10 protein-coding genes are annotated in these 8,142 nt (G+C 70.6%); 1 reads left to right on the top strand and 9 read right to left on the bottom strand.

The features are described from left to right. Nucleotides 1-16: 16 nt before the first annotated feature. The 6 genes from ACK4S2_RS15060 to ACK4S2_RS15035 form a co-directional block, all read right to left on the bottom strand. On the bottom strand, nt 17-412 hold the full coding sequence (locus tag ACK4S2_RS15060; RefSeq protein WP_409626187.1) for a carboxymuconolactone decarboxylase family protein: 396 nt from the start codon (nt 410-412) through the stop codon (nt 17-19). Further along, nucleotides 412-1,227 (bottom strand): cyclase family protein, encoded by an 816-nt coding sequence (locus ACK4S2_RS15055; protein ID WP_409626185.1) that lies wholly within the window; start codon nt 1,225-1,227, stop codon nt 412-414. Before ACK4S2_RS15055 ends, ACK4S2_RS15060 begins: the two co-directional genes overlap by 1 nt. 112 nt (nt 1,228-1,339) lie before the next feature. Further along, nucleotides 1,340-1,645 carry an urease subunit beta gene (locus tag ACK4S2_RS15050; RefSeq protein WP_409626182.1) on the bottom strand — a complete coding sequence of 102 codons (306 nt, stop codon included), beginning with the start codon at nt 1,643-1,645 and terminating at the stop codon, nt 1,340-1,342. An 11-nt stretch (nt 1,646-1,656) separates the two neighbouring features. Continuing rightward, entirely contained in the window at nt 1,657-2,202 is a 546-nt protein-coding gene (locus ACK4S2_RS15045) for a HupE/UreJ family protein (protein WP_409626179.1), read from the bottom strand. 9 nt (nt 2,203-2,211) lie between these two features. Continuing rightward, on the bottom strand, nt 2,212-2,514 hold the full coding sequence (locus tag ACK4S2_RS15040) for an urease subunit gamma (protein ID WP_409626176.1): 303 nt from the start codon (nt 2,512-2,514) through the stop codon (nt 2,212-2,214). Nucleotides 2,515-2,519: 5 nt separating this feature from the next. Beyond that, nucleotides 2,520-3,326: an urease accessory protein UreD gene (locus ACK4S2_RS15035; protein ID WP_409626173.1), complete on the bottom strand. Its 807-nt coding sequence runs from the start codon at nt 3,324-3,326 to the stop codon at nt 2,520-2,522. 295 nt (nt 3,327-3,621) lie between these two features. Here ACK4S2_RS15035 and ACK4S2_RS15030 point away from each other — a divergent pair, with 295 nt between their 5' ends. Further along, a complete protein-coding gene (locus tag ACK4S2_RS15030; RefSeq protein WP_409626170.1) occupies nt 3,622-4,905 on the top strand; it encodes a DUF3422 family protein in 1,284 nt (427 codons plus the stop codon). On the opposite strand, the gene ACK4S2_RS15025 is transcribed toward ACK4S2_RS15030, so the two are convergent. The 3 genes from ACK4S2_RS15025 to ACK4S2_RS15015 all read right to left on the bottom strand — a co-directional run bounded on the left by ACK4S2_RS15025 (nt 4,841) and on the right by ACK4S2_RS15015 (nt 8,027). Continuing rightward, on the bottom strand, nt 4,841-5,896 hold the full coding sequence (locus tag ACK4S2_RS15025; protein WP_409626167.1) for a YeeE/YedE family protein: 1,056 nt from the start codon (nt 5,894-5,896) through the stop codon (nt 4,841-4,843). The genes ACK4S2_RS15030 and ACK4S2_RS15025 overlap by 65 nt on opposite strands. 213 nt (nt 5,897-6,109) lie before the next feature. Beyond that, on the bottom strand, nt 6,110-7,012 hold the full coding sequence (locus ACK4S2_RS15020; RefSeq protein WP_409626164.1) for an ABC transporter permease: 903 nt from the start codon (nt 7,010-7,012) through the stop codon (nt 6,110-6,112). Further along, the gene (locus ACK4S2_RS15015; protein ID WP_409626161.1) at nt 7,005-8,027 is read right to left on the bottom strand and encodes an ABC transporter permease; all 1,023 of its coding nucleotides are present in this window, start codon (nt 8,025-8,027) and stop codon (nt 7,005-7,007) included. Before ACK4S2_RS15015 ends, ACK4S2_RS15020 begins: the two co-directional genes overlap by 8 nt. Between the last annotated feature and the right edge of the window lie 115 nt (nt 8,028-8,142).

Here is an 8,142-nt window from a genome sequence, read left to right as displayed (position 1 = left end):
GGGGCGCGCGCGGGGGTCAGGCAAGAAAGCGGTCGTCCACCGGGACTTGCAGCGCGGTGGCCAGCGCGTTGGTCTGCGCGGCCATCGCCACCACGGCCAGCAGTTCGGCGTGCATCGCCGGCGTCATGCCCTTGGCGCGCGCCGCCGCCGTGTGGCTGTGGACGCAGTAGCTGCAGCCGTTGGCGGTGGAGACGGCGATATAGAGCATCTCCTTCACCAGCGGGTCGAGCGCGCCGGGGGCCATGACCTGTTGCAGCCGGCCCCAGACATGGGCCAGTTGCACCGGATCGTGGGCCAGCGCGCGCCAGAAGTTGTTGACGTAATCGGTCTGGCGTTTGGTGCGGATGTCGTCGAAGACGTCCCGCGCCGCCGGGCTGGCCTGATCGTCGGACAGAAGCGGGACGGTGGACATCAGGCCACCGCCATCACGCGGGCGGGGCCGCCGGTGCCGCCCTTGTGCTTGGGCGCGCCGACAAAGATCGTGGCGCCGGCGGCAGGCACGTTGTCGAGGCCGGCGATGTTCTCGATCCCGTAGCGGCCGCCGGGCAGCCAGCTGAAATGCACCGCGAAATCGGCCGAGTTGCCGGGGTCGAGCGACAGGGTATCGACCGCGATGCAGGCCACGTCCATGCCGGCCAGCATGTCGGTGGCGGCCTTGGAGAAGCCGGGGAAGGCGAACTTGCCGTCGGGCGTGTTGCGGAATTCGGGCGTGGCCACCTTGTCGGCCCAGCCCGAGTTCATCGCCACGCAGGCGCCGGCGGGAATCGCGCCGTTGGCCGAGACCCACTTTTCGATATCCTCGGGTTCGACCATCGCGTTGGCGTCGTCTTTCGCCTTGGCCTTGAGGTCGATCACGCAGAGCGGGCAGACGAGGCGTTCGGGGGGCAGGTCGGCCACCGAGGTGCCATCGGCGGTAAAGTGCAAGGGCGCGTCGATGTGGGTGCCGGTGTGTTCGAAGATCGTCAGCTTCCAGAGCTGATAGCCGGAATCGGCGAACTTGACGGCCGGTTCGTAAAGGATGCCGGGGTTGCCGTCGAAGGTGGGAAAGCTGCCGTCATAGCCATGCGTCAGGTCCACGACCTTGCCCGAAGACTGTGCCAGCGCGGGGCGCGCGGTGGTCAGGCCCGCGGCCATCACCGCGGCGGTGGTGGCGGCGGCGCCGGTGAACAGCTTGCGCCGCGACAGCATGGATGCCTTGACGTCTTCGATCAGGCAGGCGTTGCACATGAGTCCTACTCCCTGTCGGATGGGCGGACCCGCGCGGGGCCCGCGCTGGTGCTGAGGCGCGAAGCGTTCGCGCCGGGGGCAGCCTTCCACCGGGGCCGCGCGGCGTCAAGCATCACAGCGGCCCCATGACTTGCGCGTTGAAACCGTAGACCACCCGGGCACCCGACAAGGGCACAAGGCGCACCTCGCGCGTTTGCCCCGGTTCGAACCGCACGGCGGTGCCGGCAGGAATGTCGAGCCGCTGGCCGCGGGCGGCGGCGCGGTCGAACGACAGGCCGGCGTTGGCTTCGGCGAAATGGTAGTGGCTGCCGACCTGCACCGGGCGGTCGCCGGTGTTGGCCACGAGCAGCACGGTCACCGGCGCGCCGGCGTTCAGCACGATGTCGCCCTCGGCGGGAAACAATTCTCCGGGGATCATGGGCAACATCCTTATGCCAGGGCCAGCACGGCACCGGCCAGTGCCACGCCACCGCCACCGATGCGCGCCAGCAGCGGCATGGCCTTGCCAAACACCAGTCCCACCACGTGCAGCGCAAGCGTGGCGAGCATGAAGCCGGCCGCATAGCCGATCCCTCCCGGCCCTTCGGCCCCGTGGGCGTAGCCGTGGGCAAGACCGAAGGGGACAAGCAGCGCCATGGCCGCAGCCAACGGCAACCGGGCGACAGCGGCCGCTGCCGCGCCGATCAGGATCAGCGATGCCAGGATTGCGGGCTCTGTCAGCGCCAGTTCGGCCCCGCCGCTGCCCATGCTGCCACCGGCCAGCATGGCGGCCACAAAGGTCAGCGGCATCGCCCAGACGGCCCGACCGCCGGCCAGCGCGGCCCAAAGCCCGACCGCAACCATCGCCAGCATGTGGTCGGCGCCCGTCAGTGGATGCAGGACGCCCGACAGGAAGTGGCCGTGATCGCCCTGCCCGGTATGGGCGAAGGCCGGAACGGCCAGCAGCAACAGCGCGGGGAAAAGGATGCGGGACATCTTGGCCTCTTACCTGATGGGGTGGTGGACGGTGACGAGCTTGGTGCCGTCGGGAAAGGTCGCCTCGACCTGCACGGAATGGATCATCTCGGGGATGCCTTCCATGCACTGGTCGCGGGTGATGACATGGGCGCCGGCCTCCATCAGGTCGGCCACCGAGCGGCCGTCGCGCGCGCCTTCGACGACGAAATCGGTGATGAGGGCCACGGCCTCGGGGTGGTTGAGCCTGACGCCGCGGGCCAGGCGACCCCGCGCCACCATCGCGGCCAGAGAGACGAGCAGTTTGTCCTTTTCGCGCGGGGTGAGGTTCATCGGGGTCAGCCTTGCCAGACACGGGGAAGCGGGGTGGAACGCAGCGCCGCCAGCAGGCGCACCAGTTGCCGGCGCAGCGGCCAGGCATCGGGCGCCATCAGGCGCACCACAAGGCGCCCGTCCCAGCCCGAGGCGGCGGCGGTGACGCCGGGTTCGGTCAGGGCGGCGCGGGCGGGGCCGGTGGCATCGTCGGCGCCTTGCGCCACCAGGACCAGGGTGCAGAGCGCGCGGGCGCCGGCCAGCCCCGCGGCCGCGGGCGCGAGCCGGGCGGGATCGAGCCGGAAGGGATCGAGATGCACCGGGCGGCCGGCGCGCAGCACGCGGCGGGTGTCGCCGAGGTCGGCGCGGGTCAGCGTCTCGCCCATCGCGGCGCGCCCCAGCACCAGCGTTTCGCACATCAGGCAGGCGGCGTCGGGGGCAAGGTCGATGGTGGTCTGCCGGTCGGCGGCGGCACCGTCGAACAGGATGGTTTCCTGCGGCAGCCAGTCGAGCCGGGCACCGGCGGCAAGGCGGGCGGCGATGCGGATGGTCGCCCGGCCTTCGGCGGCGCGGTAGAGCCGCTCGGCCGTCTGGGTGGTGGCGGTCAGCCGGCAGCCCGGGCCGAGATCGAGATCGAGGCCGAGCCGGTCGCCCCCCGTCAGCCCGCCCGAGGTGTTGAGCAGCACGAGTTCCGGCCCCGGCAGCACGATGGCCTTGGCCGACCCCGCCTGGCGCAGCCGGTGCAGGCGGCCGGCGGCAAAGGTGGCCACGACCTCGCCCCGGCTGCGCTGGTGCCGGGGGGCGGGCGGGGCAAGGGCGGCGTTCAGGGTCATGGCGGGTCTCCCGGGGGATAGTGAGCACGGGCGGGGCCGCACGCTCAACGCCCGGGTGGCGGGGGGCCGGCGGCAAGTGGCGCCTGGCCAGTGGAAGTGCCGGAAAAATGGGCGAAACGGCGTGGAGTTAGGCGGAGACCGAAGCCTGGCGCCGAAACGTGCCGGTTTTTCGGGCAGGGCCATGTGGGCCGGGGCTTTTGTGCAACAGCGCCGCCGCATGCCTTGGCATGCCGCCTTTGTGCTGGCGCCGGCCGGGCAAAGGCCGAACAATCGGCGCCAGCCACAGGACCATGCCATGCCGCCGACCGACGACCATCCGCAGCGCTATGCGCTGGTGAACGAACTGCACGCCCGACCCTTTCCCAGCATGGATGCGCCGTGCCATGCGGTGTTCCTTGCCTTCAAGGAGCCGGTCGAGGCCGCCAGCCGCGACCGCGCGCGCGACATGGCGCATCTGGCCGAGCTGGTGCACCGCCACGGCGCGCCCGAGCCGCAGCCGGGGGCCACGCATTATTCCGGCGCGCTGGGGCGCTATAGCCTGAAGTGGGAAAGCCATACCGAATTCGTGACCTATTCGGCCTTTACCCCGGGGCTGACGGCGCGGCCCTTCGACCCGGCCGAGGCGCTGATCTTTCCGCCCGACTGGCAGGCGCGGGCGCCGGGCAAGCGGCTGTGCGCCGTGCTGGTGCGGGTGGAGCTGATGCCTCCGGACCCGGCCACCATCGCCGCGCGGCTGGAAGAATGGTTCGTGGCCGAATCGCTGGCCTGCGCGCGGGTGCTGGAAGGCGCGGCGATCGTGGCGGCGGATTTCCGCATCGACCCGGCCGGGCACATGCGCTTTGCCGTGTTCGTGGAGCCCGGCACCAGCCCGCGCCGGGTGGGGCGGATCGTGCAGCGGCTGTGCGAGATCGAGATGTATCGCGCGATGTCGATGCTGGGCCTGGGGCGCGCGCGCGATCTGGGCGGGCGGCTGAACAAGCTGGAGGGCGCCCTGGGCGACCTGGTGGCAGCGATGGACGATGGCGCCACGCCGGCCGAGGAAACGCTGCACAAGCTCTTGCGCATCGCGGCCGAGCTGGAAACGCTGGCGGCGCGGTTTTCGTTCCGCGCCGGGGCGACGGCGGCCTACGAGGCCATCGTCAACGACCGCATCGAGGTGCTGCGCGAGGAGCGGTTCCTGGGCCGCCAGACCTTTGCCGAGTTCATGCGCCGCCGCTATGACCCGGCGATGCGCACGGTGAAATCGGCGGAAAACCGGCTGCGGCAGATGCTGGAACGCGCCGCCCGCGCCGCCGAGCTGCTGCGCACCCGGGTGGATGTGGAGCGCAGCGCGCAGAACCAGAAGCTGCTGGAAAGCATGGACAAGCGCGCCGACCTGCAACTGCGGCTGCAGGCCACCGTCGAAGGGCTGTCGGTGGTGGCGATCAGCTATTACGCCGTGAGCCTGGCGGGGTATCTGAGCTATCCGCTGGCCGAGGCGATGGGCTGGTCGAAAGGCGCGCTGACGGCAGCGATCACTCTGCCGGTTGTGGCGCTGGTCTGGCTGATGGTGCGCCGGATCCGGCGGGCGATGCACTGAGCGCGCGCTCGGCCAGCCGGGCGCCGGCGACGATGGCGGCCAGCGCCAGCACCGCGGCGGTGGACAGGGTCGAAACCCCGCCGAGCCCCGCGCCCACGGTGCAACCGCCCGCCAGCACGCCGCCCGTGCCCATCAGCACCGCCCCGGCGGCATAGCGCCCGGTTTCGCGCGGCGAGGTGAACGACACCCAGGCCGCCCGCCCGCCGGACCGCGCCGAAAGCGCGGCCCCCAGCACCGTGCCCAGCACCAGCCCGATGCCGAAGCCGGGCGCCAGCGCGGTGGCCGCCAGCGTCCAGAACAGCGTATCGGCCGCCGGCGCGGTGAAGCTGAGCGTTTCCAGTGCGATGGGGTCGAAATCGTCGGCCAGCCACCAGCCGGTGGCGGCCCAGGCCAGCGGCACCAGCGCGCCGATGCCGGCGCCTTGCACGAGGCCGACAAGACCCGGGCGCAAGGCCAGCGCGAGCGCCCCCGGCACCAGCGACGCCAGCGGCGCCAGGGCGGGCCAACCGGCCAGATGCGGCAGGGGCAGGGTATAGGCGCCCAGCGTGGCGGGCAGGGGGGCCAGCACGCCCTTCATCGTCGCATGGGCGGCCACCGCCAGCAGCAGCACGACGAACCCGGCGCGCAGGTTGCCGGTGGCGGCCAGCACCGTCAGCCGGGCCGCGCAGCCTCGCGCCAGCACCATGCCGGCCCCGAACATCAGCCCGCCTGCCAGAATCGCCACCACCGGAACCTCGGCCGCAAGGAAGCGGTGCCCGGAAAGGTCGATCCGGCCCAGGGCCGCCAGCGCCTGCGTGCCGGCGATGGCCACGGCCAGGGCCGCCAGCCAGACCCCGGCGGCGGCGCGCCGTTCGGCCACAGGCCCGGCCACCGCGCGGCGCAGGCAGAAGCGGCTGCCTTCGGCCAGCGCGCCGAAGGCAAGGCCGATCAGCACCCCGGCCCAGAGGCTGGCGGTGCGCGGCGCAATGTCGAGGCCGAGCGTTTCGAGCATGGGGCTCCTCCGGCGGCAGATGGGAACGATGTTCCAGATGCCGCAGGGTATGCTGGCGTTCAAGCCATGGGGCCGGCAGAACAGGCGGTTGGAATGGAACGATTTCCCGTTCCCCGGCCGCGGGCGCGCGACATCGGCCGCGCGCGCGCAAAAGGCCCGGTGCGTTGTCTGCGCACCGGGCCCCGGGAGATGCCGCGTGTTCTTTTTTCCGCGTCAGCGCCCGCGGATGCGCGGGTCGAGCGCATCGCGCAGCCCGTCGCCGATGTAGTTGACCGACAGCACCAGCGCCGACAGCATCAGCGCCGGCCACAGCACCCGTTCGGGGCTGAGGTTGATGTAGGGCATGCCATCCTGCAAGAGCCGGCCCCAGGTGGGGAAGTCGGGCGGAAAGCCGAGGCCCAGGAACGACAGCGCCGATTCGGTGATGACCGCATTGGCAATGCCCAGCGTCGCCGCCACCATGATCGGCGACAGCACCGAAGGCAGGATGTGGCGCAGCAGGATGCGGCGCGACGGCGTGCCGATGGAGCGCGCCGCCAGCACGAATTCGCGTTCCTTTATCGTCAGCACCTCGCCGCGCACGACGCGGGCGGTGTTCATCCAGCTGGTCAGCGCGATGGCGGTGACGATCAGCAGGAAGATGCCCAGTTCGGGCCCGAAGGTCAGCACCAGCGGTTCGCGGAACAGCAGCACCATCAGCAGCAGCAAGGGCAGCAAGGGCAGCGCCAGGAACAGGTCGGTCAGGCGCATCAGGATGCCGTCGAGCCGCCGGAAGAAGCCCGAAAGCATGCCGACCGTGGCCCCGATCAGGATCGACAGCGACATCGCGGTCAGCCCGACGGCAAGGGTGGTCTTGCCGCCGGCCATGATGCGCGCCAGCATGTCGCGCCCGAGCTGGTCGGTGCCCAGCGGATGCGCCCAGGACATGCCCTGATCGCGGGCGCGGATGTTGATGAACTTGGGGTCCAGCGACCACAGCCAGGGGCCGAGGATCACGAGGCCCAGCACCGTCAGCAGCACGAAGCTGCCGAACAGCGCGCCCTTGTGGGTCTTGAACTGGTCCCAGACATCCCACCACTGGTTGCGCGGCGGGCGGGCGATGGCGGTGTCAGTCATAGCGGATCCTCGGGTCAAGGAGGCCATAGAGGATGTCGGCGATCAGGTTGAACGACACGATCAGCACCGCGAAGATGAAGGTGATGGTCAGCACCATCGGCGCATCGTTGCCTTGCAGCGACAACAGCAGTTGCTGGCCCACACCGTTCACCTTGAAGATGGTTTCGGTGATGATGGCGCCGGTGAACACGCCGGGGATCAGCAGCGTGATGACGGTGACCACCGGAATCAGCGAGTTGCGCAGCACATGCACCAGCACGACGGTCTTTTCCGCCATGCCCTTGGCGCGGGCGGTGCGCACGTAGTCCTGCCCGAGGTTGTCGAGCATGGACGAGCGCATGTAGCGGCTGATCTGCGCGGCATAGAACAGCGCCAGCACCATCGAGGGCAGCACCATCTGCCGCGCCTGCGCCTTGAAGCTGGCCCAGTCGGTGACCTTGAGCGTGGTGTCGTAGATGGTGGGCAGCCAGAACGGGCTGTCGTTCGGGATCCAGACCGAAAAGATCACGATCAGCACCACGCCGGTCACGAAGGTCGGCACGGAAAAGCCGATCATCGACACGAAGGTGCCGAGCTGGTCGAACCAGGAATACTGCTTGTAGGCCGAGATCACCCCGATGGGGATGGCCAGCGAGATGCCGATGAGCATGCCGGTGCCCACGACGGTGAGCGTCTGCGGCAGGCGTTCGCCGATGGTGTCGAACACGGGCGAACGGGTCTGGTAGGACAGGATGCGCTGGCGCCCGTCGGCCCAGTCGGTGCCCCAGGCGGCATCGATCCAGTGCAGCGGCTCGGTCACGAAGAAGTTGTTCAGCCACAGCACGTAGCGCACATACCAGGGCTCGCCGAGGCCCATCGCGAGGCGGATCTTCTCGCGCACTTCGGGCGGGATGGTCAGCGGCATGTCGGCCAGCGGGTCGCCGGGCGCGGCTTCGAGCAGCAGGAACAGCACGAGGCTGATGAAGATGAGCGTGGGGATCGCCGTGAGAAGCCGGCGGATCACGTAAGTCAGCATGGAGGGGCCACCGGAGACAGCGCGAGGGGGCAGGAGGGGGGGGGGGGGGGGGGGGCGCCCCCCCCGGGGGGGGGGGCGCCCGCCCCCCCCCCGCGGCCCGCGGCCCGGCGGCGGG

Origin of the sequence: Gemmobacter sp. (assembly GCF_046292685.1) — a bacterium.
Lineage (GTDB): Bacteria > Pseudomonadota > Alphaproteobacteria > Rhodobacterales > Rhodobacteraceae > Wagnerdoeblera.
The sequence above is the reverse complement of the archived record's forward strand: the minus strand, read 5'-3'. Positions and strand labels throughout refer to the sequence as shown.

Bases quoted from the DNA above. Each gene is read 5' to 3' on its own strand.
- ACK4S2_RS15060 (WP_409626187.1), bottom strand. From the start codon at position 412: ATGTCCACCGTCCCGCTTCTGTCCGACGATCAGGCCAGCCCGGCGGCG.
- ACK4S2_RS15055 (WP_409626185.1), bottom strand. From the start codon at position 1,227: ATGTGCAACGCCTGCCTGATCGAAGACGTCAAGGCATCCATGCTGTCG.
- ACK4S2_RS15050 (WP_409626182.1), bottom strand. From the start codon at position 1,645: ATGATCCCCGGAGAATTGTTTCCCGCCGAGGGCGACATCGTGCTGAAC.
- ACK4S2_RS15045 (WP_409626179.1), bottom strand. From the start codon at position 2,202: ATGTCCCGCATCCTTTTCCCCGCGCTGTTGCTGCTGGCCGTTCCGGCC.
- ACK4S2_RS15040 (WP_409626176.1), bottom strand. From the start codon at position 2,514: ATGAACCTCACCCCGCGCGAAAAGGACAAACTGCTCGTCTCTCTGGCC.
- ACK4S2_RS15035 (WP_409626173.1), bottom strand. From the start codon at position 3,326: ATGACCCTGAACGCCGCCCTTGCCCCGCCCGCCCCCCGGCACCAGCGC.
- ACK4S2_RS15030 (WP_409626170.1), top strand. From the start codon at position 3,622: ATGCCGCCGACCGACGACCATCCGCAGCGCTATGCGCTGGTGAACGAA.
- ACK4S2_RS15025 (WP_409626167.1), bottom strand. From the start codon at position 5,896: ATGCTCGAAACGCTCGGCCTCGACATTGCGCCGCGCACCGCCAGCCTC.
- ACK4S2_RS15020 (WP_409626164.1), bottom strand. From the start codon at position 7,012: ATGACTGACACCGCCATCGCCCGCCCGCCGCGCAACCAGTGGTGGGAT.
- ACK4S2_RS15015 (WP_409626161.1), bottom strand. From the start codon at position 8,027: ATGCTGACTTACGTGATCCGCCGGCTTCTCACGGCGATCCCCACGCTC.